Origin of the sequence: Luteococcus sp. H101 (assembly GCF_038433155.1) — a bacterium.
Lineage (GTDB): Bacteria > Actinomycetota > Actinomycetes > Propionibacteriales > Propionibacteriaceae > Luteococcus.
This window is the reverse complement of the sequence record NZ_JBCDMW010000004.1, coordinates 1-23,288: the sequence shown is the minus strand read 5'-3', so window position 1 is coordinate 23,288 and position 23,288 is coordinate 1. Positions and strand designations below refer to the sequence as shown.

Annotated in this window: 20 protein-coding genes and 1 pseudogene; 12 read left to right on the top strand and 9 right to left on the bottom strand. The window is 67.8% G+C overall.

The annotated features are described in order from the left end of the window. Nucleotides 1–121: 121 nt before the first annotated feature. The 4 genes from AAEX60_RS00765 (at nucleotide 122) to AAEX60_RS00750 (ending at nucleotide 3,705) form a co-directional block, all read left to right on the top strand. Nucleotides 122–1,432, top strand: a complete 1,311-nt coding sequence (locus tag AAEX60_RS00765) for an aminotransferase-like domain-containing protein (RefSeq protein WP_342100360.1) — start codon at nucleotides 122–124, stop codon at nucleotides 1,430–1,432. A gap of 140 nt (nucleotides 1,433–1,572) precedes the next feature. Beyond that, complete coding sequence (locus AAEX60_RS00760; RefSeq protein WP_342100357.1) at nucleotides 1,573–2,613, top strand: D-alanine--D-alanine ligase family protein; 1,041 nt, start codon at nucleotides 1,573–1,575, stop codon at nucleotides 2,611–2,613. After that, nucleotides 2,610–3,302 (top strand): SURF1 family protein, encoded by a 693-nt coding sequence (locus AAEX60_RS00755; RefSeq protein WP_342100354.1) that lies wholly within the window; start codon nucleotides 2,610–2,612, stop codon nucleotides 3,300–3,302. Before AAEX60_RS00760 ends, AAEX60_RS00755 begins: the two co-directional genes overlap by 4 nt. 10 nt (nucleotides 3,303–3,312) lie before the next feature. Then, entirely contained in the window at nucleotides 3,313–3,705 is a 393-nt protein-coding gene (locus tag AAEX60_RS00750) for a DUF3817 domain-containing protein (protein WP_342100351.1), read from the top strand. Nucleotides 3,706–3,828: 123 nt separating this feature from the next. Here the strand turns inward: AAEX60_RS00750 and AAEX60_RS00745 are convergent, their stop codons facing one another. The 3 genes from AAEX60_RS00745 to rsmG all read right to left on the bottom strand — a co-directional run bounded on the left by AAEX60_RS00745 (nucleotide 3,829) and on the right by rsmG (nucleotide 7,831). Then, on the bottom strand, nucleotides 3,829–4,776 hold the full coding sequence (locus tag AAEX60_RS00745; RefSeq protein WP_342100349.1) for a ParB/RepB/Spo0J family partition protein: 948 nt from the start codon (nucleotides 4,774–4,776) through the stop codon (nucleotides 3,829–3,831). Next, on the bottom strand, nucleotides 4,776–5,543 hold the full coding sequence (locus AAEX60_RS00740) for a ParA family protein (RefSeq protein WP_342100471.1): 768 nt from the start codon (nucleotides 5,541–5,543) through the stop codon (nucleotides 4,776–4,778). The genes AAEX60_RS00745 and AAEX60_RS00740 overlap by 1 nt, the downstream gene beginning before the upstream one ends. 1,673 nt (nucleotides 5,544–7,216) lie before the next feature. Further along, on the bottom strand, nucleotides 7,217–7,831 hold the full coding sequence (gene rsmG / locus AAEX60_RS00735) for a 16S rRNA (guanine(527)-N(7))-methyltransferase RsmG (protein WP_342100346.1): 615 nt from the start codon (nucleotides 7,829–7,831) through the stop codon (nucleotides 7,217–7,219). Nucleotides 7,832–8,350: 519 nt separating this feature from the next. Here rsmG and AAEX60_RS00730 point away from each other — a divergent pair. Continuing rightward, the gene (locus tag AAEX60_RS00730; RefSeq protein WP_342100345.1) at nucleotides 8,351–8,713 is read left to right on the top strand and encodes a GNAT family N-acetyltransferase; all 363 of its coding nucleotides are present in this window, start codon (nucleotides 8,351–8,353) and stop codon (nucleotides 8,711–8,713) included. 144 nt (nucleotides 8,714–8,857) lie between these two features. Here the strand turns inward: AAEX60_RS00730 and AAEX60_RS00725 are convergent, their stop codons facing one another. The 5 genes and pseudogenes from AAEX60_RS00725 to rpmH form a co-directional block, all read right to left on the bottom strand. Continuing rightward, a complete protein-coding gene (locus AAEX60_RS00725) occupies nucleotides 8,858–9,304 on the bottom strand; it encodes a Jag family protein (protein ID WP_446721226.1) in 447 nt (148 codons plus the stop codon). A 318-nt stretch (nucleotides 9,305–9,622) separates the two neighbouring features. Further along, the gene (yidC, locus tag AAEX60_RS00720) at nucleotides 9,623–10,723 is read right to left on the bottom strand and encodes a membrane protein insertase YidC (protein ID WP_446721216.1); all 1,101 of its coding nucleotides are present in this window, start codon (nucleotides 10,721–10,723) and stop codon (nucleotides 9,623–9,625) included. A 101-nt stretch (nucleotides 10,724–10,824) separates the two neighbouring features. Continuing rightward, nucleotides 10,825–11,040 (bottom strand): annotated as a pseudogene (gene yidD, locus AAEX60_RS00715) (membrane protein insertion efficiency factor YidD); the annotation flags it as partial. An 11-nt stretch (nucleotides 11,041–11,051) separates the two neighbouring features. Beyond that, nucleotides 11,052–11,447, bottom strand: coding sequence for a ribonuclease P protein component (gene rnpA / locus AAEX60_RS00710; protein ID WP_342100344.1), 396 nt, complete (start codon nucleotides 11,445–11,447; stop codon nucleotides 11,052–11,054). Between the two features lie 9 nt (nucleotides 11,448–11,456). Further along, nucleotides 11,457–11,594 (bottom strand): 50S ribosomal protein L34, encoded by a 138-nt coding sequence (gene rpmH / locus AAEX60_RS00705; RefSeq protein ID WP_342091803.1) that lies wholly within the window; start codon nucleotides 11,592–11,594, stop codon nucleotides 11,457–11,459. A gap of 491 nt (nucleotides 11,595–12,085) precedes the next feature. On the opposite strand from rpmH, the gene dnaA reads away from it, so the two are divergent. After that, nucleotides 12,086–13,531: a chromosomal replication initiator protein DnaA gene (dnaA, locus tag AAEX60_RS00700; protein ID WP_342100343.1), complete on the top strand. Its 1,446-nt coding sequence runs from the start codon at nucleotides 12,086–12,088 to the stop codon at nucleotides 13,529–13,531. A 167-nt stretch (nucleotides 13,532–13,698) separates the two neighbouring features. On the opposite strand, the gene AAEX60_RS00695 is transcribed toward dnaA, so the two are convergent. Beyond that, on the bottom strand, nucleotides 13,699–14,337 hold the full coding sequence (locus AAEX60_RS00695) for a TetR/AcrR family transcriptional regulator (RefSeq protein WP_342100342.1): 639 nt from the start codon (nucleotides 14,335–14,337) through the stop codon (nucleotides 13,699–13,701). Between the two features lie 511 nt (nucleotides 14,338–14,848). Between AAEX60_RS00695 and AAEX60_RS00690 the strand changes: the two genes are divergently transcribed. The 6 genes from AAEX60_RS00690 to gnd all read left to right on the top strand — a co-directional run bounded on the left by AAEX60_RS00690 (nucleotide 14,849) and on the right by gnd (nucleotide 23,192). Then, nucleotides 14,849–15,766, top strand: coding sequence for an ABC transporter ATP-binding protein (locus AAEX60_RS00690; RefSeq protein ID WP_342100341.1), 918 nt, complete (start codon nucleotides 14,849–14,851; stop codon nucleotides 15,764–15,766). Between the two features lies 1 nt (nucleotide 15,767). Beyond that, the gene (locus AAEX60_RS00685; RefSeq protein ID WP_342100340.1) at nucleotides 15,768–18,329 is read left to right on the top strand and encodes an ABC transporter permease; all 2,562 of its coding nucleotides are present in this window, start codon (nucleotides 15,768–15,770) and stop codon (nucleotides 18,327–18,329) included. Between the two features lie 212 nt (nucleotides 18,330–18,541). Next, a complete protein-coding gene (gene dnaN, locus AAEX60_RS00680) occupies nucleotides 18,542–19,702 on the top strand; it encodes a DNA polymerase III subunit beta (RefSeq protein ID WP_342100338.1) in 1,161 nt (386 codons plus the stop codon). Nucleotides 19,703–19,946: 244 nt separating this feature from the next. Next, nucleotides 19,947–21,470, top strand: coding sequence for an acetaldehyde dehydrogenase ExaC (gene exaC, locus AAEX60_RS00675; RefSeq protein WP_342100336.1), 1,524 nt, complete (start codon nucleotides 19,947–19,949; stop codon nucleotides 21,468–21,470). A 100-nt stretch (nucleotides 21,471–21,570) separates the two neighbouring features. After that, complete coding sequence (locus AAEX60_RS00670; protein ID WP_342100467.1) at nucleotides 21,571–22,008, top strand: DUF779 domain-containing protein; 438 nt, start codon at nucleotides 21,571–21,573, stop codon at nucleotides 22,006–22,008. A gap of 215 nt (nucleotides 22,009–22,223) precedes the next feature. Next, nucleotides 22,224–23,192, top strand: coding sequence for a phosphogluconate dehydrogenase (NAD(+)-dependent, decarboxylating) (gene gnd, locus AAEX60_RS00665; protein ID WP_342100334.1), 969 nt, complete (start codon nucleotides 22,224–22,226; stop codon nucleotides 23,190–23,192). Nucleotides 23,193–23,288 lie beyond the last annotated feature (96 nt).

The window sequence follows — 23,288 nt, the reverse complement described above, 5'->3', positions numbered from 1 at the left end:
TCGCCCGCCGGCGCCTGCCATGCTACTGGCCCGCTCCGCAGCCCGACGGCAAGCCGCAAGAACCGCGCCCTGCACGGTGAGCACGCGTCCACGCACTGGCGCGGCGTGGCAGAGTAGGGGCGTGAGCCTGCCTGAACCCCAACGACGAGACACCCGGCTGGACCGTTACCATTCCAGCTATTCCGACCGCACCCACGGGATGCGAGCCTCCGCGGTACGCGCCCTGTTCGCGGTGGCCAACCGGCCGGAGGTGGTCTCGCTGGCGGGCGGCATGCCCAACATCGCCGACCTCCCGCTGAATGTGGTGGCCGACGCCCTCTCCGGCCTGGTGATGACCCGCGGCCAGCAGGCCATGCAGTACGGCTCCGGCCAGGGCGAACCCTTCCTGCGGGAGCAGATCTGTGAGGTGATGGCGCTGGAGGGAATCAACGCCCACGCCGACGACATCACCATCACCTGCGGCTCCCAGCAGGGACTGGACCTGGTCACCCGGATCTTCTGCAATCCCGGCGACGTGATCCTCACCGAGGCACCCAGCTATGTGGGGGCGTTGAGCACCTTCGGCAGTTACCAGTGCGAGGTGGTCCACGTCGCCATGGACGAGTCCGGCCTGCAACCCGACGCGCTGCGCGCCGCCGCCGAGGCCTGTGCCGCGGCCGGCAAGAAGCCCAAGTTCCTCTACACCATCCCCAACTTCAACAACCCGTCGGGCATCACCCAGACGCTGGAACGCCGCCGCGAGCTGCTGGCGGTCTGCCGTGAGCTGGACATCCTGGTGGTGGAGGACAACCCCTACGGCCTGCTCACCCTGGACTCGGAGCCGGTGCCGGCCATCCGCTCCCTGGACGACGAGCAGGTCATCTACCTGGGTTCCTTCTCCAAGACCTTCGCCCCCGGCTTCCGGGTTGGCTGGGTGCTGGCGCCGCACGCCGTGCGGGAGAAGCTGGTGCTGGCCCAGGAGGCCGCCACCCTGTGCCCGCCGGTCTTCAGCCAGTACGCGGTCAGCTCCTACCTGGACCAGCACGACTGGCAGGCCCAGATTGTCACCTTCAAGGACATGTACCGGGCCCGCCGCGACGCGATGCTGGAGGCGCTGGCGGAATACATGCCCGAGGGCACTACCTGGACCGAGCCGAAGGGTGGCTTCTTCGTCTGGGTGACCCTGCCGGAGGGCCTGGACACCCAGGCCATGCTCCCCCGCGCCGTCACCGCCCGGGTGGCCTACACCCCCGGCACCGCCTTCTACGCCGATGGCCTGGGCAGCCGCAACATGCGGCTGAGCTATTGCTACCCGCCCCCGGACCGGATCCGGGAGGGGGTGCGCCGGCTGGCCGACGTGGTCAACCGGGAGCTGGACCTGCACCACACCTTCGGCCTGGGCACCTCCCCGGTGCACCGTCGCATCGACGGACCAGCGCCCGAGACCCTCTGACCCGCACCAGACCCCTCACCACCCCGGGGTGCCCACCCCCTTCGCCACAACGGAAAAGCTCCACCACGGAACAGCTCCCACAAAGCAGCTCCACATCATGGTTGCCCAGCACCACCCCCAGAATCACCGGAAGGCACAGCATGTCCGATCCCGTCACCGACGAACGCCCCACCCAGGAAGCGCAGACCCCCGTGGCCGAGCAGGTGGACGGCGCCCCGCAGGACAAGGGAGCCGAGCAAGCCCTGGCACCCGTCGTGGTGCTCGCCGGTGGCCTCTCGCATGAGCGCGACGTCTCCCTGCGTTCCGGCCGTCGGGTGGCGCAGGCCCTGCGCCGTGCCGGCCACCGAGTGATCGAGTCCGACATCAATTCCGATCTGGTCGGCCTTTTGCGGGGGCTGGACCGGCCCGTCGTGGTGCCGATGCTGCATGGCGGGCTGGGCGAGGACGGTGCGGTCCGGGAGGTGCTGCAACTGCTGGGGGTGCCCTTCGTCGGCTGCAGCGGAGCCGCCTGCCGCACCACCTTCGACAAGTCGGTCGCCGGGACCGTCGTCGGCCGCTACGGCTGGAAGGCGCCGGAACAGGTCGCCCTGCCGCACGACATCTTCCGGGAGCTGGGGGCCGACGCCCTGGTGGACGCGCTGGGCGAGCGGCTCGGCTTCCCGTTGATCGTGAAGCCCGCCCGCAGCGGCTCCGCCCTGGGCACCACCAAGGTCAACTCCATGGACGAGCTCCGGGTGGCGCTGGTGGCCGCCTATGCCTATGGCCCGGTCGCGGTGGTGGAGGAATTCGTCGCCGGCACCGAGGTGGCCGTCACCATCCTGGTGGGCAAGGAACGCACCCGGGTGCTCCCCGCGGTGGAGATCCGCCCCGAGTCCGGCATCTATGACTACGACGCGCGCTACACCGCCGGCTTCACCCGCTTCCTGGTACCCGCCGAGCTGGACGAATCCGCCGCCGCGAAGGCCGACGCACTGGCCCGGGGCGTGGTGGAGGCCCTGCACCTCGACGGCGTCGTACGGGTGGACATGATCGTCGACGACAACGGTGAGCCCTGGTTCCTGGAGGCCAACACGGCCCCCGGGATGACCGAGACCTCTCTGGCCCCGCTGGCCATGGAGGCAGCAGAACTTGATCTTGGAAAGCTCTACAGCACGCTGGTCCAGGAGGCCGCCGAGAGATGACCAAGATCAAACAGCTCCTCGTGGCTCTGCTGGGCGGGGCCCTGACCCTGTTCATGGTCTTCCTGGGGCTGTGGCAGATGCAGGTCTTCCAGTCCCAGGCCGACGGCAGCGCGGCCCAGCGGGCCGCCGCTCCCGCCGTCGATCTGGAACAGAGCCTCACCGGGGGCAAGGTGGGTGATCTCTACGGCCGGCAGGTCACGACCACCGGCCAGTACCTCCCGGGCAAGCAGGTGCTGGCGGGAACCGAGTACCCGCTGCAGGTGGTCAGCGCCTTTCGTACCAACCAGGGCCACACGGTGGCCGTCGTCCGGGGCACCGTCGGTCAGGGCCAGGCCGTTCCAGCCGCTCCTGCCGGGGCACAGCAGGTGACCGGTTTGATCCTGCCCACCCAGTCCCGCGGCACGCAGCCGGTGCCCGCGGGCGCCCCGGCCGGCACCCTGGCCAGCGTCCGGCTGGAACAGCTGGCCCAGCTGTGGCCGGCGCCCATGCTGGACGGCTTCATCACCCAACCCGGCGAGCCCGCGCGCGCGCAGGGTCTGGGCGAGGCGGTTCCGGTGATTCCCGACGTGGGCGGCGGCACGACCCGCAACCGTGGCTATGCCCTGCAGTGGTGGGCCTTCGCGGCCTTCGGGGCGGTGGCCACCGCCGCCGGCGTGCGAGCGGTGGGGCGTTCCGCCGACGCTGGGTAGGCTTGGCCCCGTGACTGAGACTCCTGACGACTACCTCGACGACCTGGACGAGAATGATCTGCGCGGGCTGCGCGGCGCCCTGGGTCGCTACCGTTTCTTCGCCTATGTGACCGGCATCCTGCTGGTGGTGCTGGTGTGCGTGGGCATGCCTATGAAGTACCTGGCCGACAATGACACGGTGGTCACCTGGACCGGCCTGCCCCACGGCTGGCTCTACATGGGGCTGTTGATCACCGCCTATGACCTTGGCCGTCGGGCCCGCTGGTCCTGGAAGCGCCTGCTGCTGATCGCCCTGGCCGGCACCGTCCCCTTCCTCTCCTTTGTCGCCGAGCACTCCGCGCGCAAGGACGTGCAGGCCAAGCTGGCGGACTGGTCGCGACGCATGGGGAGTCTCGACGCCTGAGAACTCTCGGGCACATGGGTGCCACCGACTCTGCGCCACCCGTAGCCGAAGTCCATCAACCAACCATTTGGGGCTTTGTCGAATTGTCGACAAAGCCCCAAATCTATTTAATGCCTGAGTTGGTCACTGTCCATTGACGATGTTGAGGATCCGCTCCAGGTCATCCTCGCTGGCGAACTCGATGGTGATCTTGCCCCGCTTGCGGCCAATGTCCACCTTGACCCGGGTGTCAAAGTGGTCTGACAAGGAGTTTGACAGCTCCAGCGCACGCGGCGACGGCTCCTTCGGGGCCCGGGTCCGGCGCTCTGGTCCGGCCTCGGCACCGCCCAGCGCGACGATCTCCTCCACGGCGCGCACCGACAGCCCTTCGGCCACGATCCGCTGGGCCAGGCGCTCCTGGGCCACCGGGTCCTCCACCATCAGCAGTGCCCGGGCGTGGCCAGCGGAGAGCACCCCGGCCGCCACCCGTCGCTGCACCGGGGCCGGCAACCGGAGCAGCCGGATGGTGTTGGAGATCTGGGGACGGGACCGCTTGATCTTGGTTGCCAATTCCTCCTGGGTGCAGCCGAAGTCGCTCAGCATCTGCTGGTAGGCAGCGGCCTCTTCCAGCGGGTTCAGCTGGGCCCGGTGCAAGTTCTCCAGCAGGGCGTCGCGCAGCAGGTCACCGTCATCGGTACCGCGAACGATCGCCGGCACCCGCTCCAGACCGGCTTCCCGAGTGGCTCGCCAGCGCCGTTCACCCATGATCAACTCGAATTGATCTTGGTCAACCTTGCGCACGACGATCGGCTGGAGGACGCCGACCTCCTTGATCGACTCCACCAGTTCCTGCAGTGCGTCTTCGTCGAAGACCGTGCGAGGCTGCTTGGGATTGGGGCGGATCTGGTCAACCGGGATCAGCTGGAAGTACGAGCCATCCTCCAGCGGCGCCGAGCGGTCATGCTCCTGGCTCTCGGCCGTACCGGGATCACCCAGCGCCCCGGCCGGGCGGCGGGAGTCCTCGTCGACGTCGGTGCGCTGGAAGAGTTCCCCCAGGCCTCGGCCCAGTCCGGACTGGTGTTTTGCGGGCATCAACGCGCCTTTCCACGGTTGGCGATCTCCTGCGCGGCACGCCAATAGGCCTTGGCACCGGCGGAGGTCGGGTCGAACTGGAGCAGGGTCTGGCCGTAGCTGGGTGCCTCGGCAATCCGTACGCTGCGGGGAATCTGGGCGTTCAGGGTCTGGTCACTGAAGTAGCGCCGCACCTCGCGAGCCACCTGGGCCGAGAGCTTGGTGCGGGCGTCGAACATGGTGAGCAGCACCGTGGAGAGATCAAGATCAGGATTGAGTTCCCGTTGCACGACGCCGATGGTGTTCATCAGTTGGGAGACACCCTCCAGGGCGTAGTACTCGCACTGGATCGGGATGATGATCTCCCCGGCCGCCACCAGGGCATTCAGGGTGAGCAGCCCCAGCGACGGCGGGCAGTCGAACAGGATGTAGTCGACGTCGTGGTCCTTGAGGTAGGCCCGAATGGCGCGGGCCAACCGCTGTTCGCGGCCCACCATCTGCACCAACTGCAGTTCGGCTCCAGCAAGATCAACTGTCGCGGGAACGGCTTGCAGGCCGGGCGCCTCCGGAGAGTCGACCACGACGTCGGCCAGCGGTACGCCGTCCATCAGCACCTCGTAGGTGCCAGGTGTGCCTGGTCCATGGTCCACTCCCAGAGCCGTGGACGCATTTCCTTGGGGGTCGAGATCCAGGACCAACACCTTGAGGCCCCCATTGGCCAGGGAAGCGGCCAGATTCACCGTCGTGGTGGTCTTGCCGACCCCGCCCTTCTGGTTCACCACTACCATCACCCGGGGATCCGAAGGCTTCGGAAAGTCGCGCTTTTCATCGCGGGGGATGATTCGGGGCGTTCCCGCAGGACGCTGCGTAGAGGTCGCGCTGCTCACTGGTGGTTCTGCCCTTCGTCTCGCCTGACAACCGCGGTCTCGGGGAAGGTCAGCGTCGATGTTCCACGTGAAACATCACGTAAAACACATCACTGTGATTCCAGCGGTCAGTACGCCGAGAATTCTACTAGACGCTCGATGGGGCACCGAATGCAGACGCAAAGCACTGTCGTGGGGAGCGTGTCGCAATAGTGGATGGCTCGCCGCCGGGCCGGCAGCCTCTGGCGCTGCGTCTCGTCGACGCTCGCTCGCTCGCGTCTTCTCGCGGAACCGCGCTGCGAGGCTGCGGACCCGACGCCGATACTCATGTTGAAGGGTGGACTCGTTTCGCCTCTGCGGACGCGCGGATCGTCAGGGCTACCGGTAGACGTCCATATGAAGTCCGCCGACTGCTTTCGACGCTCGAAATGCTCGGAGACCGTGGTCACCACGACACGACTCCGACCACAACGTCCAATTCTGGCGAGCGCAACCCGGGCCGAGCACGGTAGCCACCCAGGCAGGAAGCCGTACCAGGAAGGCCCAGTCTGTCGAGGCCACCAGATCGAAAGACCGGGACCACCAAGGCAGCAAGTCCTACCAGGAGGGCCGAGTCTGTCGAAGCCCACTCGGGCTCGGGCACCCTGGTTGGCAAGGGTTGCCGTCGGGCTCGGAGCCTCGCAACGCGGTTCCGCGACGAGACGCGAGCGAGCGAGGGTCGACGAGACGCAGCGCAAGAGGCCACCGCCCGGACAACGAACCGACCCGACAACTGCGCCCAAGGCCCCGACAAGCTCGGCCACCGTGGTTGAGTCCGCTCGCTGGCTCGGGGACCGTGGCTGGGTTCCCCCGACGGGCTCCGGGACCGTGGTCGGGTTCCTGCCACAGGTTCGGGAGCCGGTGGTGAGGTTCGTCGTCGGGCTCGGAGCCTCGCAACGCGGTTCCGCGAGGAGACGCGAGCGAGCGAGCGTCGACGAGACGCAGCGCCAGAGGCCACCGATCCGACGATGAACCGACCCTGTACGAGAAGCCCTCGACAAGCTCGAGCACCGTGCTTGCTTGCCCGCTCCGTCTGGGCTGCCGAGCAGCTGCCGGGCCGATCGGGGAGTTACGCCCAGGGCCTCGACAAGCTCGGCCGACGTGGCTGAGTTCCTCGACAGCCTCGACCATCGCGTGGTCGGGTTCCCTTAGCAGGCCCGAGGCCGCACGGGGACTGCTTCAGACCCCTCGGAAGCATCGCCGACTTGGTTGATTCCCTCTACAAGCCCAGGGGACTTGATTGGCAAGGGACGTCGTCGGGCTCGGAGCCTTGCGGCGCGGTTCCGCGAGGAGACGCGAGCGAGCGAGCGTCGACGAGACGCAGCGCCAGAGGCTGCCGACCCGACGTCGACCCAACCCGGGTCACTGCGCCCGGGGGCTCGACAAGCACGGCCACCGTGGTTGCGTACCCTCGACAAGCACGGCCACCGTGGTTGCGTACCCTCGACAAGCTCGGCCGCCGTGGCTGGGTCCGCTCGACTAACCCACCCCGTGTTTCACGTGAAACAGGAATTCGTGGACGGCCCGGCGATCACCACAACGGCCCAGAGCGGCACTCAGCGGACTGGCTTGATCACCAGCGCCTTGGTTACCTCGGCCTCGGGGTGCGCCCTCACCTGGAAGACCTCGGCTTCGAGCCGACTGGCCTCCAGCCGACGGGAGGCGTCGATGATCTCCTGGTCCACCGAATCCCCCTTCAAGGCCACCAATCGCCCATGCGGATAGAACAGGGGGGTGCACCAGCCCAGGAGTTTCTGGACATTGGCCACGGCGCGGCAGGTCACCACGTCGAAGGTCTGGTCGCAGTCCTCGGCTCGTCCTCGCTGGACCGTCACGTGCTCCGCCAGCCCGAGCTCGTCCACGGTCTCGCCCAAGAAGTTGAACCGACGCAGCAGGGGTTCCAGCAGGGTGATCTGCAGATCGGGTCGAAGGATGGCCAGCGGAATGCCGGGCAGACCGGCGCCGCTACCGACGTCCACAACTGTGCTGCCTTCCGGGATGAGGTCCGCCAAGGCCGCGGAATTCAGGATGTGCCGGTCCCACAACCGGTCCTTCTCCCGGGGACCCATCAGCCCCCAGTCAATACCCTTCGTCGCCAAAATGTCGACATATCGATTAATCGTTTTGAAGGCTTCTCCATAGACCGCCTGCGCCTGCCGAATGGGATCCATGCCGCTCCTCCGATGTGGTTGCCCGCCCAGCCTACCGGCGGCACCTACTGCCCCAGCCCTGCAGGCATCAGAAGGCTCGACCCATCCGTCTGCCTCGGCCCCGGGCCCCGCCCTGGCGCACGGCACGGGCGGTCTTCTGACTTCACATCATGCGCGGGACCTCCACTACAGCCACATCCGGACAGGACCAGACCAGCCCCGGCAGGCCTTCTGGTCCACCACCGGCCGTCAACCGAAACCACGTCACGCCCAGTTCCACGTGAAACGACCGGTTGTGCTTTCCTCGTCGACTGACATGCTGTGAGGACGCCGACTAGGAGAGGTCATGACGACGGGTCTCGACGCGCTGAGCTGGCCGCGCACCACCGCACGCCTGACGATTCGACCTGCCACCCCCTCGGATGGCGAAGCCGTCTGGACCTGGCGAACCCAGCCGGGGATGAGCACCTGGCTGACCAGCATTCCCCGGGATCGGGAGAACTACCTTCGTCGTTGGGCAACCGGCTGTCGCTCTGGGTGGTGGCCGAAGACAGCGTCGGCCGGATGGTGGGGCTCGGCAAGGTGGCGCCGGAGACGGCGTGGGCGCAGGACGAGGTGCGGATCCGCGCGGCGGGAGCCCAGGCTGAGATTGGCTGGCTGATCGCCCCCGACCAGCAGGGCCGGGGGCTGGGCACCGAGCTGGCCGCCGCGCTGCTGGAGATCGCCTTCGACGCCGACTACCGCCGGGTGACCGCCTACTGTTTCGCCGCCAACGAGCCCTCCTGGCGCATCATGGAACGGATCGGGATGCGACGCGAGGGCACCTTCCGCCAGGACTCCCTGCACCGTTCGGGGGAGTGGCTGGACTCCTACGCCTATGCCCTGCTGGCCAGCGAACGCTGACGGCCGCGCCTGCCCTGCCGGGACCCCACGACGCCCTGCCGCAGGGCAGCCCGGAGCACGGTGCCTGGGGCATGACAAGGGCCCGACGGATGCTCCGCCGGGCCCTTGGGATGATCCCGGGTGGGTTGGTTTCGGGGTGGCCGCTCAGCCGGCGGGCAGCACCACCACGCGTCGCTTGGGCTCCACGCCCTCGGACTCGCTGACCAGCCCGGCCTCGGCCACCGCGTCGTGCACGATCTTGCGCTCGAAGGGGTTCATCGGCGCCAGCCGCACGGCCTCCCCGGAGGTCTTCACCTCGGCAATGGCGTCGTGCGCCAGCACCTGCAGCTCCTTGCGGCGGCGCTCACGGTGCCCGGCGATGTCCAGCATCAGCCGGCTCCGGTGGCCCGTCTCGGTCATCACGGCCAGCCGGGAGAGCTCCTGCAGGGCGTCCAGCACCTCGCCGTTCTTGCCCACCAGGATCTCGGTGTCGGTCACGATCGAGACGTGGGCCCGGCCGCCCTCGGAGTAGGTGTCGATGTCGCCATCCAGATCGGCGATGTCCAGCAGCTCCTCCAGGTAGTCCGCGGCGATGTCGCCCTCGGCGTCCAGCGGATCGTCCGACTCCTCGTCGTCCTCAGCGTCGGCATCGTCCTCGGCCTGATCGTCTTCGTCGTCGTCCTCCGACGCCGGCGTGGAGGCGGGGGACAGGATCTCGGCGTCCTTGGCCAGCTCCTCGGCGGTGACGTCTTCCGCGGTCTGGCGGGCCGGGGCCTGCTCCTGTTCGGCCACGGCAGCTTCGTCGGTGACCTCGGCTGGCACCTCGGGGGTGCTGAGCTGTTCGCTCATGGTGTTCTCCTAGGGATGGGGTGGTGCGCCCGGCGGCTGGGTTGCCGGCCCGCACCGTGAAAACAGGGGAGTGGGCGGGCCCTACTTCTTCTTCTTGCGGGCCTGGCGCGGCTGGCGGGCAGGCTGCTGACGCTGCACCACCTGCTGGCCGCCGTCGGCGGTGCGGCGCACGGTCTGCCGGGTGACCCCCTGCCGCGCGACGGTGGGCTTGGCGCCCTCCTCGTTGGCCGCAGGGGTGGCGACGGTGGCGGGAACGCGGTTGCGCTGCCGCTTGGCCCGACGCTCGGCCTCGATCTTGACCGGATCCTTGCCCTTGGCCCGCATCCGCTCCTGCCAGTCGATGTAGGCAGGGGTACCGGGCGTCGGGTTGTTGTGGATCAGGATGTACTGCTGGGCCAGGGTCCACAGGTTGGTGGTCATCCAGTAGACCAGCACGCCGATCGGGATGTAGAGACCCGAGAACAGGTACATGATCGGGAACATGTAGAGCATCATCTTCTGCTGCTGCGCCATCGGGCCGACGAGGGCTTCCGGTGGCATGTTGCGCACCATCAGCTCCTTCTGCTGGATGAACAGCACGGCGGTCATCAGCACGATCAGGGTCATCGCCATGATCTGGTTGGCGCCGAAGCCGTGGTCCAGCGGCAGGAAGCGGCCGGCCAGCTGGGCCTTGAGGAAGGTGGCGTGCTGCAGCGAGGTCATCAGCTCCGGGTTCTCCCGGAAGAAGGTGCCGCGGGGGATACCGCGCGAGGCGCCGTCGAGCACCCGGAACAGGGCCAGGAAGATCGGCATCTGCAGCAGTGCCGGCAGGCAGGAGGCGGCGGGGTTGACACCCTCCTCCCGGTACAGCTTCATGGTCTCCTGACCAAGCCGCTCGCGATCACTGCCGTACTTCTCCTGGAGTGCGCGCACCTTGGGCTGGATCAGCTGCATGTCCCGCGCGGAGTTGATCTGCTTGACGAACAGCGGGATCAGCAGGGTACGGATCACGATCACCAGCGTGACGATGGACAGCACCCAGGTCAGGCCGGTGTCCGCACCGAACAGTGGGGACCACAGCTTGTGGGCCAGGACGATCAGGCCGGACACGGCCCAGTAGATGGGCTGCATGACCGCGTGGGCAAAGCCCATGAACGCGCTCTTCAGCCCGAAGAACAGCAGCACTTCGTGGAGTGGAGCCATCAGATTTCACCTCGGGTGTTGTGGGAAGGATCCGTCGCCGCGCAATGAGCCGGGACGACGACGGAGGAGATCTTGGGTGCGTCGGCGGCCTGTTCGGCCAGCCAGGCCGCATGCTCGGGGGTTCCGGGTACCGGGTCATAACCACCGGGGGACCACGGATTGCAACGCAGGATCCGCCAGACGGTCAGCAGACTCCCCATCAGGGCCCCGCGGGTCTGCAGGGCGCGCAGGCCATAGGCCGAGCAGGAGGGGTGGTACTTGCAGACATTGCCGTACAGGGGGGAGATCAGGGCACGCCAGAGCCGCACGAAGGCGATCAGCGGGTACTTCACGGCATGCCCTCCGGGTTGGCGTCCTTGCCATTGTCCCCCGTGGCGACGCCGGGCTCCACGCCCAAGCGGGCCAGACACTTGGCCCAGGCCTGGGCCAGGTCCTCGGCCAGCCGATCGGGGCTGGTGGCGGCGGCGGGCAGGGCCCGGACCACCACCCGCACGTCGGGCGAGGTGGCCAGCAGGGGAAGCACAAGATGCCGTAGGCGACGCTTCACCCGGTTGCGGGTGACGGCATTGCCTACGGCCTTGGACACAACAAAGCCCACCCGGGAAGGGGGGCTGTTGGTGCGGTGTGCGTGCACGACGAGAGTGGGTCTCGCCGCCCGGACCCCGCCACGCATGGTCTGGCGGAATTCGGATGCATGACGCATCCGGGTCTGGGCGGGGAGCACCCGAACTCGTCAGGCAGACAGCTCGGCGCGACCCTTGCGGCGACGAGCCGCCAGGATGGCGCGACCGGCGCGGGTGCTCATCCGGGCGCGGAAGCCATGGGTGCGGCTGCGGCGACGGTTGCTGGGCTGGAAAGTACGCTTGCTCACGGGGATTACTCCCTTTTGTCTTCGAAGGCGGAACCCGGAACGGACAGACACCTTGCGGGGTCCATTCCGGCACGGGGAAGTGCGTCGCCGACTGCCAGCGACTGGTCAACGATACGGGTTTTGACACCCGCGGGGCAAACCGGCCTGCCCAGCCCGGCCAGCGACGGGAGAACTACAACCATGTAGTCCAGCCGACACGCCGTCGGCACCCAAACAAATCCCAGGGCCCAGCTTGCCCACTTCGTCGGCCCGGAAGTATCGTCTACGGTCTGAGCCATTGAGTTGTCCACAGGCCCGGGACGCGTCTGGGAGTGTCGACGGGGGACCCCCGCCCACAGCCTGTGGAAAACTATGTGGATACTTGTCAGCACAGCAGTTGGTAAGCGCAGCAGTTGGTCAAGACAGCATTCCCTGCAGGGGAATCACGGGCACCTCGTACCCGCCACGAGGACGCACTGCCCGATCGCCGCGGTGGAGTGATGGGTGTGTCAGTGAGCAATCCGGCAGAGCACAGGGCGCCCGTGGACCCTGCCGCCCAGCTGACCAAGGCGTGGAAGCACATCCAGACCAGCGCCCAGGGCCCCAACAAGGCCTGGCTGAAGAACACCCGCCCGCTGACCATGCACGAGTCCACCGTGATGATCGCGGTGCCCAATGAGTTCACCCGGGAACGGATCGAGACCCGGATGCGGGTGCAGATCGAGGAAGCGCTGTCCGACTTCTTCCACCGGCAGATGCGGCTGGCCATCACCGTCGAACCCGACCTGGAGCTGAGCCTGGAGGTGCCGGAGCGCGACGAGGATCCCGAGGAGCTGGATCCGGAGCCGGCCCAGTTCATCCCCAAGCCGGACCAGGAACGTCCCCGGCCCGGCGCCGCCCCCGCCACGGCCAGCCCCTCGGCCGATCTGGACCGGTTGAACCCGAAGTACACCTTCGAAACCTTCGTGATCGGCTCCTCCAACCGATTCGCCCACGCCGCGGCCGCCGCCGTCGCGGAGGCCCCGGGCAAGAGCTACAACCCGCTGATGATCTACGGCGAGTCCGGGCTGGGCAAGACCCACCTGCTGCACGCCATCGGTCACTATGTGCACAACTACTACGACCGGGTCCGGGTGAAGTACGTCAGCACCGAGGAGCTGACCAATGACTTCATCAACGCCATCAGCGACAACCGCACCGCGCAGTTCCGCCGCACCTATCGCGACGTCGACGTCCTGCTGATCGACGACATCCAGTTCCTGGAGTCCAAGATCCAGACGCAGGAGGAGTTCTTCCACACCTTCAACACGCTGCACAATGCGCAGAAGCAGATCGTGATGACCTCCGACCGGCCGCCCAAGTTGTTGGAGGCCCTCGAACCCCGGCTGCGCAGCCGCTTCGAGTGGGGCCTGATCACCGACATCCAGCCGCCGGACCTGGAGACCAGGATCGCCATCCTGAAGCGGATGGCGGCCACCCAGAACCTGACCGCCGGGCCGGAGGTGCTGGAGTTCATCGCGTCGCGCATCCAGACCAACATCCGCGAGCTGGAGGGTGCCCTGATCCGGGTCACCGCCTTCGCCAGCCTGCAGCGCCAGGAGGTCGACCTGGAGCTGGCGCAGATCGTGCTCAAGGACCTGATCCCGGAGGGGACCGAGGCCGAGGTCACGCCGCAGCTGATCATGAACGAGACGGCCGCCTACTTCGGCATCACCATGGAGGAGCTCACCGGCGCCTCCCGGACCCACGTCCTGGTCACCGCCCGCCAGATCGCGATGTACCTCTGCCGGGAACTGACCGACATGAGCCTGCCCAAGATCGGCCAGCTCTTCGGTGGCAAGGATCACACGACGGTGATGCACGCGGACCGCAAGATCCGCGAACTGCTCCGGGAGCGTCGCAGCGTCTTCAACCAGGTGACCGAGCTCACCAACCGGATCAAGCAGCAGGGTCAGTAACTCACGGGGTCGCTTCGGCTTCGCCTACGCTCACTGCCCGTGAGCTGGGACCACCCCTCGACGCGCTCGGGGACCGTGGCTGGTCAGGCCCCACGTCACCACGGTGGCCGAGCCTGTCGAGGCCCAGGCTTGTCGAGGCCTTGGCTTGTCCTGACAGGAGGGACGGCTCAGCCCTGGGCCTGCTCGGCCTCCAGCGTCGCCAGCGGCTTGACCAGGATGGCGTCCAGGTAGGTGCTCACGTCGGCCACCATGTCCACCCCGCGCTCGTCGTAGAGCCACTGCACCTGCAGGCCGTCCATCAGCGCAATCAGGCTGCGGGCAGCACTGGCGGGCGAGACCTCAGGGCGCAGCAGGCCCTCGTTGGCCAGCGCCTGGAAGAGGGCGGTGTTGCTGTCCGCCAGCATCTCGTAGCGCAGCGTGAAGTAGGTGTGCGCCGGGTGACCCGGGTCGGTCGCCTCGGCGGACAGCGTGCTGAACAGTTCGACGATGCCGTGCCGCTGGGAATTGTGCTCGACGATGTTCACCATCGCCCGCAGCTTCTCCACCGGGGTGGAGTCGGCATCCTTGGTGTGAAAACGGGCGCCGTCGTCCTCGTCGCGCCGGGCGAGCACCTCCAGCAGCAGTTCCTCCTTGGAGTGGAAGTGGTACAGCAGCCCGGGGTGGGTGATCCCCACCTTGGCCGCGATGTCCCGCAGGGAGGTCCCGCGGTAACCCACCTCGCCGAAGAGCTGGATGGCCGTCTCGATGATCTGGGCGCGACGCCGATCACCCTTCGGGCTGGGCTCGTGCTGGTCGGTTCCGCTCACGGGTCTCACTCTCTCCCGTCGCCCCGGTGGCGACGTCTGCACTGGCCAGTATCGTGCGTGGACGGTTCGCGGGCCAATGCCCCGTCTCACGGCCCCACCCGGGCCCGATTCCCGTCGCCCGCCTTGTGCACAATCCACAGCAAGCCTGTGGACAACTGTGGAAAAGTTCACTGCTCGCTGTGTGCGAGTGGTGGATGGGCAGAGTCGGGTAGCCCCTCGATCCACACGCCGCACCCGCTGTTCCGCCGCCCGTCCACATCCCCAAAGGACAAAGAATCGGAGGATGACAAGCACAAACGGTGGTTTTCCACAGCTTCCACAGAAGTGATGACGATGATGAAGTTCTACATATCTCCACGATCTTCAAAGTCAGCCCCCAGCCAACCTGTGCACAACGGCGGGCAAACCACACGTGAACGCTCCCGGGTGCGTCCCGGATCCAACCCTGAGTACCCCCAACGGGGGCATCGGGCTCAATAGGGTGGTGGCTGGACCGACAGGAGCAGCAGACATGACCACACCGCAGCCCGCCAACCCCAACCCCACCACTGCCGAGGTGGCCGCCAGCGCCCGCGGCCTGACCAAACACTATGGCCAGGGCGATGCCCAGGTGATCGCGCTGGCTGGCGTCGACGTCGACTTCCGTCGTGGCGAGTTCACCGCGGTGATGGGCCCCTCGGGTTCCGGCAAGTCGACGCTGATGCACTGCGCCGCCGGGCTGGACGTACCCACTTCCGGGGAGGTGATGGTGGGCGAGACCGCCATCGGCAGGCTGAAGGACAAGGAGCTCACCCAGCTGCGCCGGGACCGGGTGGGGTTCATCTTCCAGGCCTTCAACCTGGTGCCGACGCTGACCGCCGAGGAGAACATCCTGCTGCCGCTGGCCATCGCCGGCCGCCAACCCGACCCGGACTGGTACCGCCGGATCATCGACACCGTCGGCCTGGGTGATCGGCTGGGTCACAAGCCGTCGGAGCTGTCCGGTGGGCAGCAGCAGCGGGTGGCCTGCGCCCGGGCCCTGGTGGGCAAGCCGGAGATCATTTTCGCCGACGAACCCACCGGCAACCTGGACTCGCGCTCCTCCGCCGAGGTGCTGGCCTTCCTGCGGCAGAGCGTCGACGACTTCGGCCAGACCATCGTGATGGTCACGCACGACCCGGTGGCCGCCAGCTACGCGGACCGGGCGCTTTTCCTAGCCGACGGCCGGATCGTCGGTGATGTCTTGGACCCCACCCGGGAATCGGTGCTGGACCAGATGGCCCGGCTGGATCCGCGCTTCCTGGACGAGGACGCCGCCGCGGACCAGGCCGCGAACCGACGCGATGCCGCACCGTCCGGGACCACCCTTGCTGCTGAGAACTCCGCGGCTGACAACTCCCCTGCTGCGGGTGCCGCACTGGTCCGGCCGCGGCGCGCGGCGGAGGGCTGAGATGTACAAGGCCTCCTTCAAGTCGCTGCTGGCGCGCAAGCTGCGCCTGCTGATGAGCGCGGTGGCGATCATGCTGGGTGTCGCCTTCGTGGCCGGCACCCTGATCTTCACCGGGATGCTGAAGTCCACCTTCGACGACATCATGCGCGGCACCGTCGCAGACGTGAACGTGGTGGTCAAGGGCACCTATGACCCGCAGTCCATGGACATGTCCCAGGTGAGCAGCACGGCCATGGTGCTCACCCCGGCGGACCTGGAGAAGATCCGCGCCGTGCCCGGGGTGCAGCAGGCCGAGGGCGTGGTCTCCATGACCGAGGTCTTCCCGATCGGCTCCGACGGCAAGGTGCTCAATGTCGGCGGGGCCCCGGGGATCGCGTCCAACTGGTTGACCGCCCCGGCCCTGGGCAACACCCCCGGGGTGACCCTGAAGGAGGGCCGGGAACCGCGCACCACCGACGAGGTGGTGGTGGACCCCAAGACCTTGGAGCGCTCCGGGTACCGGATCGGTGACCGGATGAAGTTCGTCAGCTCCGCGGCCGGCAGCTTCACCAAGACCATCGTCGGCACCGCCTCCTGGGGTAGCGGCGGCAGCGCCGGCGCGATGTACTCCTTCTTCACCGACGCCGAGGCGCAGCGGCTCTTCCTGGGGGGCAAGAAGGTCTTCCAGACCGGTTGGGTCAGTCTGGAGCCGGGTAAGGACCCCGTCGCGATGAGCGCGGAGGTGGGCACGGTGGTGCCCCAGGGTTATGAGGCGGTCGACGGGCAGAAGGCGGCCGACGCCACCGCGTCGGTGGTCAACCAGGGGCTGAGCTTCATCGACACCTTCCTGCTGGTCTTCGCCGCCATTGCCCTGGTGGTGGCCAGCTTCCTGATCGTCAACACCTTCTCCATCCTGGTGGCGCAACGCAGCCGGGAGCTGGCGCTCTTCCGGGCGATGGGCGCCAGCCGCGGGCAGGTGCGCAACACCGTGCTGCTCGAGGCGCTGGTGATCGGACTGGTGGGCGCCACCATCGGCCTGTTCGTGGGCTGGCTGCTGGCCATCGGGATCGTCCAGCTCTTCGGCCAGATGGGGATGGACTTCGGCGGCAAGGTCCCCCGCCCCGGTTGGAATGCCATCCTGGCCTCCTACCTGATCGGCACCCTGGTCACCCTGGTGGCGGCCTGGATGCCGGCCCGGGCCGCCAGCAAGGTGCCGCCGGTGACCGCCATGACCGGTGCCCTGAGCAATACCGACAAGGGTCTGGGACGACGGATCTGGTTCGGCGTTGCGCTGGGGCTGGCCGGTGCCCTGGCGATGGTGAGCGGGCTGTGGTGGCTGGACGACGACCGGGCCCTGGTGGTTGGTGTCGGTGCCGCCGCGGTGCTGCTGGGCGTGGCCGCCGCCAGCCCGTGGATGGGCCGGCCGGTGACCTGGCTGCTGGGCAGGGCCTACCGCTCCGCCTTCGGCGAGGTGGGCAAGCTGGCCGAACTCAATGCCACCCGCCAGCCGCGCCGCACCGCCGCCACCGCGTCGGCCCTGATGCTCTCCCTGGCCCTGGTCAGTGCGCTGTCCGTGCTGGGCAGTTCCGCGTCGAGTTCCTTGCGCACCGCGATCAGCGAGGGCCTGCGCGGGGACCTGATGGTGGAGTCGGCCACCTTCGGCAACTTCCCGCACTCGATCGCCGAGCAGACGCAGAAGATCGACGGCGTGCAGAAGGTCAACATCCTGCGAGGCGGGATGGTGATCCGCGACGGCCAACGCACCTGGCTGGCGGTGCAGGACCCGGCCAGCTTCAACCGGATGCTGGCCCAGGAACTGGTGGCCGGCCGTCAGGCCACCGGGATGAACGAGACCGTGCTGAATCGGGATGCCGCCGAGGAGTGGGGCAAGAAGGTGGGGGACGTGGTCACCGTGATCGGCGGGGACCGCAAGCCCACTCCCCTGAAGGTGGTGGGGCTGTTCACCGATGCCGAGGGTGGCAGTATGGGCAACCTGGTGGTCAACCAGAAGACGGGAGCGAAGTTCGTGCCGCCCAACCAGGACCAGCTGCTGAGCGTGGAACTTGCGCCGGGCGCGGATCTCAAGCGGGTGCACGGCGAGATGGACAAGTTCACCGACGAGTTGCCGATGGTGCGGGTGATGGACGCCCAGGAATTGATCGAGAACCGCTCCAGCCAGGTGAACCAGCTGCTGAACGTGATCTACGGCCTGCTGGGCCTGGCGGTGGTGATCTCCATCCTGGGCATCGTCAACACCCTGGGCCTGTCGGTGGTGGAGCGTACCCGGGAGATCGGCCTGCTGCGGGCCATCGCCCTGACCCGCGGGCAGTTGCGCGCCATGATCACCCTGGAGTCCGTCGTGATTGCCCTGCTGGGCTCCATCCTGGGGATCAGTCTGGGCGTGGTCTTCGGCGCCGCACTGCAGCGGGTACTGGCAGACAGCGGCCTGAGCACCCTGGCCATCCCGTGGGGGCGTTTGCTGCTCTTCCTGGCGGTGGCCGCCCTGGTGGGTGTGCTGGCGGCGGTCTGGCCGGCCCGACGGGCCGCGCGACTGAACGTGCTGGACGCCATTGCCCAGGAGTGAGCGTCATCGCCCAGGAGTGAGCGTCGCGACGGCCCTGGCCGTGTGAACCTCACGCTGGGCTGGAGGGTTGCCCCGGTCAGTGGCTCGCGCCGGTGCGCGTCGGGCCCGGCTTGGATATGATGCCAGCGCCGCACTGCACCCGTCGCGTTGGCGCCAAAGGGGCCAGCCACACGGGTTTTGCGGGCATCAGAACCAGAACCGAAGGGGACGCCGTGAAGATTCGCCTGGAACGCGATGTGATGGCCGAGGCGGTGGCCTGGGCTGCCCGCAGCCTGCCGAGCCGCCCGAGCGTCCCGATCCTGGCCGGCCTGCTGGTCAAGGCCACCCCCGACGGCGTCACCATGTCTAGCTTCGACTACGAGACGTCGGCCCAGATCAACATCCACGCCCAGGTGGACGAGCCGGGCGAGGCTCTGGTCTCCGGCCGGCTGCTGGCCGACATCGCCCGCAGCCTGCCCAACAAGCCCGTCGAGCTGACGGCCGACCAGTCCCGGGTGGAACTGGTCTGCGGCTCGGCCCGGTTCACGCTGCAGACGCTGCCCGTCGATGACTACCCCAACCTGCCGGAGATGCCCGCCGCCACCGGCACCGTGGCCAGCGAGGACTTCTCCAAGGCCGTCGGCCAGGTGGTCGTCGCCGCCGGCCGCGACGAGCTGCTGCCGGTCTTCACCGGTGTCCGGGTGGAGATCGAGGGCGAGACCCTCTCCCTGCTGGCCACCGACCGCTACCGGATGGCCCTCAAGGAGCTCACGTGGCGGCCCGCCGATTCCCAGGCCTCCGGCGCCGCGCTGGTGCCCGCCAAGGTGCTCAGCGAGACTGCCAAGAGCATGGTCTCCGGCGAGAACGTCACCATGAGCCTGTCCAATGCCTCGGCCGGCGACGGCCTGATCGGCTTCGAGGGCGAGGGTTCCGGCGGCACCCGCCAGATCACCACCCGCCTGCTGGACGGCGAATTCCCCAAGGTGCGGCACCTGATGAATGTGCAGGCCGCCCTGTCCGTGCGGGTCAACACCGCGGAGTTGATCAGCTCCGTGAAGCGCGTCGCCCTGGTGGCGGAGCGCAACACCCCGCTGCGGATGATGATCGGCGACGGCCAGGTGGCCCTGGAGGCCGCCACCGGTGACCAGGCCCAGGCCTCGGAGGCGATCGAGGCCGTGGTGGAGAACCACGTCGGCGGCGACGCCCCGATCACCGCGGCCGGCTTCAACCCGCACTACCTCTCCGACGCCCTGAACGCGCTGGACACCCCCTATGTGCACTTCGCCTTCACCGCGCCCGGCAAGCCCTGCCTGGTCACGGGCCTGGCGGACCTGGACTCCGACCCGTTGCCGGACTACAAGCACGTGATCATGCTGATGCGCCTGCCCAACTGATCCGGCCGACGTTGACCTGCTGAGGGGCACCCCATCGCTGGGGTGCCCCTCGGGTCATGTCCCGCCCTGGTGATGTCCCGCGCGGGCCCGGGCATTGAGGCCCTCTGTCCCGGACCTCCTGGCCCGGCGCCTGGGGACGGCTGGCCGCGTCCGCCCGAATCTGTCCGGCGGGGGTTCCGCTGGCTTGCCCTCGTCGGTATGGTGTGAAAAAGATCACACACCCTTCACCGACGATGGGAATCAGATGAGCGTCTACCCCCAGCCAGGATCCAGCGACTCCACGATCACGGTGGCCGAGAAGTACGGCCACTGGATCAACAACGAGTGGGTCGACCCCGTCAAGGGCGAGTACTTCGAGAATGTCACCCCGGTCACCGGCCAGGTCTTCACCCGGGTTGCCCGCGGCACCGCCGAGGACATCGAGAAGGCGCTGGACGCCGCGCACGCCGCGGCCCCGGCCTGGGGCAAGACCTCCAACACCGAGCGCTCCAACATCCTGTTGAAGATCGCCGACCGGATGGAGGAGCACCTGGAGGAGATCGCCGTCGCGGAGACCTGGGACAACGGCAAGGCCGTCCGGGAGACCCTGAACGCGGACATCCCGCTGGCCGTCGACCACTTCCGCTACTTCGCCGGCTGCCTGCGTGCCCAGGAGGGCGCGATCAGCCAGATCGACTCGGAGACCGTCGCCTACCACTTCCACGAGCCGCTGGGCGTGGTGGGCCAGATCATCCCGTGGAACTTCCCGATCCTGATGGCGGTCTGGAAGCTCGCCCCGGCGCTGGCCGCCGGCAATGCCGTCGTGCTCAAGCCGGCCGAGCAGACCCCGTGGAGCATCCTCAAGCTGTTCGAGATCATCGGTGACCTGCTGCCCCCGGGCGTGGTGAACATCGTCAACGGTTTCGGCGTCGAGGCCGGCAAGCCGCTGGCCAGCAACCCGCGGATCGCCAAGATCGCCTTCACCGGTGAGACCACCACCGGCCGGCTGATCATGCAGTACGCCAGCCAGAACATCATCCCGGTCACCCTGGAGCTGGGCGGCAAGAGCCCCAACATCTTCTTCTCCGACGTCGCGGAGGAGCAGGACGCCTTCTACGACAAGGCGCTGGAGGGCTTCGCGATGTTCGCGCTGAACCAGGGCGAGGTGTGCACCTGCCCCAGCCGTGCGCTGGTGCAGAAGAGCATGTACGAGTCCTTCGTCGCCGACGGCATCAAGCGCGTCGAGGCGATTGTGCAGGGCAATCCGCTGGACACCGACACCATGATGGGTGCCCAGGCCAGCAATGACCAGTTCGAGAAGATCATGAGCTATCTCAAGATCGGCCGCGACGAGGGCGCCAAGATCCTCACCGGCGGCGACAAGGCTGATCTTGGTGGAGACCTGGCCGGCGGCTTCTACGTGCAGCCGACCATCTTCGAGGGCAACAACTCGATGCGGATCTTCCAGGAGGAGATCTTCGGCCCCGTGGTGGCGCTGACCAGCTTCGAGGACGAGGCCGAGGCGATGCAGATTGCCAACGACACCATCTACGGCCTGGGTGCCGGCCTGTGGACCCGCCACATGCACAAGGCCTACCACATCGGCCGCGCCATCCAGGCCGGCCGGGTGTGGACCAACTGCTACCACCACTACCCCGCGCACGCGGCCTTCGGTGGCTACAAGCAGTCCGGCATCGGCCGGGAGAACCACAAGATGATGTTGGACCACTACCAGCAGACCAAGAACCTGTTGGTCAGCTACAGCCCGGACAAGCTGGGCTTCTTCTGAGCCGACGACCATGACGACGCACAAGTCCTCTGGAGGCGGAAAGCTGAACATGGCCACGGCGGCCGAACCCGTCGGGGCCCCACCGTCTGCCCAGGGTGACGTGTGCTCGTCGACGTCCCAGGCCTGGTGGCAGGAACTGCCACAACCCACAACGTCCCGGGTGGGGCTCACCCGGGCGGCCGCAGAAGTGCTCGTCCGGCTGGTGGAGAAACATGGTCCGGTCATGTTCCACCAGTCGGGCGGGTGCTGTGACGGCTCCGCGCCGATGTGTTATCCACAGGGCGACTTCCTGACTGGGGACAGCGACGTCCTGCTGGGCAGGCTGGCGGTCCCCGGGCTGGATCCCGAAGCCCAGCCGGAGGGTGTGGAGGTGTGGATCTCCCGGGCCCAGTTCCAGGGCTGGCAGCACACCCACCTGACCATCGACGCGGTTCCGGGGCGGGGCGCCGGCTTCAGCCTGGAGAGCCCCGAAGGAGTGCGCTTTCTCACCCGCTCCCGGCTGTTGACCGAGCAGGAGCGCCAGGTCCCGGTGGACTGACCACACAGGCGTCGCTCAGAACAGATGCCGGACGGGGGTCCGACGCAACTATTGCGTTGCCCTCATGAGATGCATCTGTTCTCAGCAGGGCCGCCAAGCAGGGCCCCGGCGATGACGCTGTGGGCGGACGGCTCCGGCACCCACAAAGCGCCCCAATGTCCCTAGGCTGGGGTACGAACCGGTGTACACCGAGGACTTCTTCGAGAGGAAGCAGCATGCAGATCGGACTCGTCGGCCTGGGCAAGATGGGCGGCAACATGCGGGAGCGGATCCGCAAGGGCGGGCACACCGTCATCGGCTACGACGTGAACCCCGAGGTCAGCGACGTCGCGAGCCTGGAGGAGATGCTGGCCCAGCTCACCGAGGGCCCCAAGGTGGTCTGGGTGATGCTACCCATCAAGTTCGTCGACGAGACCATCACCAAGCTGGCCGACATGCTCAGCCCCGGCGACATCATCATCGACGGCGGCAACTCCAAGTGGACCAATGACAAGCGCCACGCCGAGCAGCTCAAGGCCAAGGGCATCGGTTTCCTGGACTGTGGCGTCTCCGGTGGCATCTGGGGCCTGGAGTACGGCTACGCGCTGATGGTGGGTGGCGAGGCTGCCGACGTCGCCACGGTGCAGCCCATCTTCGATGCCCTCAAGCCGGAAGGCGGGTACGGCTTCGTGCACGCCGGCGCACACGGTGCCGGGCACTTCGCCAAGATGGTGCACAACGGCATTGAGTACGCCCTGATGCAGGCCTATGCCGAGGGCTGGGAGCTGCTGGAGAAGGCCGACGAGGTGACCGACGTCCCGGCGATCTTCGAGTCCTGGAAGGAGGGCACGGTGATCCGTTCCTGGCTGCTGGACCTGACCGTCGACGCCCTCAAGAAGGACCCCCATCTGGACAAGATCGACGACATTGCGGAGGACTCCGGCGAGGGCCGGTGGACCGTGAATGCGGCTGTTGATCTTGGTGTTCCGGTGCCCACCATCGCGGCCAGCCTCTTTGCGCGCTTCGTCAGCCAGCAGGAGGACAAGCCGGCCATGAAGATGATCGCCGCCATGCGCAATGAGTTCGGCGGGCATGCCGTCGTCGCCGCGCCGCAGCCCGGTGAGGTGCCGGCAGAGCAGCCGATGGCGGCCGGCGAGAGCGGCAACCCGAAGGGGTCGCTGAACCCGATCAAGCCCGGGAACTAGACGCGTCAAGAGAGAAGTGGGGGGGGGGGGGGGGGGGGGGGGGGGGGGGGGGGGGGGGAGGGGGGGGGGGGGGGGGGGGGGGGGGGGGGGGGGGGG

Coding starts and splice junctions, on each gene's coding strand:
- exaC (WP_342100336.1), top strand. CDS start 19,947: ATGAGCGTCTACCCCCAGCCAGGATCCAGCGACTCCACGATCACGGTG.
- AAEX60_RS00755 (WP_342100354.1), top strand. CDS start 2,610: ATGACCAAGATCAAACAGCTCCTCGTGGCTCTGCTGGGCGGGGCCCTG.
- rsmG (WP_342100346.1), bottom strand. CDS start 7,831: ATGGATCCCATTCGGCAGGCGCAGGCGGTCTATGGAGAAGCCTTCAAA.
- gnd (WP_342100334.1), top strand. CDS start 22,224: ATGCAGATCGGACTCGTCGGCCTGGGCAAGATGGGCGGCAACATGCGG.
- AAEX60_RS00760 (WP_342100357.1), top strand. CDS start 1,573: ATGTCCGATCCCGTCACCGACGAACGCCCCACCCAGGAAGCGCAGACC.
- AAEX60_RS00740 (WP_342100471.1), bottom strand. CDS start 5,543: ATGGTAGTGGTGAACCAGAAGGGCGGGGTCGGCAAGACCACCACGACG.
- yidC (WP_446721216.1), bottom strand. CDS start 10,723: ATGGCTCCACTCCACGAAGTGCTGCTGTTCTTCGGGCTGAAGAGCGCG.
- AAEX60_RS00685 (WP_342100340.1), top strand. CDS start 15,768: ATGTACAAGGCCTCCTTCAAGTCGCTGCTGGCGCGCAAGCTGCGCCTG.
- AAEX60_RS00745 (WP_342100349.1), bottom strand. CDS start 4,776: ATGCCCGCAAAACACCAGTCCGGACTGGGCCGAGGCCTGGGGGAACTC.
- AAEX60_RS00690 (WP_342100341.1), top strand. CDS start 14,849: ATGACCACACCGCAGCCCGCCAACCCCAACCCCACCACTGCCGAGGTG.